The organism is Paenibacillus sp. PsM32 (assembly GCF_030433815.1).
Lineage (GTDB): Bacteria > Bacillota > Bacilli > Paenibacillales > Paenibacillaceae > Saccharibacillus > Saccharibacillus kyungheensis.
Window position 1 is genome coordinate 1 of the sequence record NZ_JARUWY010000075.1, and the last position, 230, is coordinate 230.

The 230-nt window shown below is 45.7% G+C and carries 1 pseudogene; it reads right to left on the reverse strand.

The window, feature by feature from the left end:
• A pseudogene (locus QCD85_RS23750) lies at positions 1-213 on the reverse strand (single-stranded DNA-binding protein); the annotation flags it as partial.
• Positions 214-230 lie beyond the last annotated feature (17 nt).

A 230-nucleotide genomic window follows, 5' to 3' on the forward strand; every position in this document is an offset into this window, starting at 1 on the left:
ATCTTGGTGATAACGTGCTCCACCATTACTACTTTGATTCCCACAATGACCGCTACCATAGGAGGATACATCACGCTTCCCTCCACTGTTGCTATTTGCGCCGTCACGACAGGATTCTAGGAATCGAACATTATCCGCGATCACATCATTGACATAGACACGTTTTCCTTCGTTATTCTCATAATTTCGTACATTGATCCGACCTTCAACGGCTCAAAGGCGACCTATGC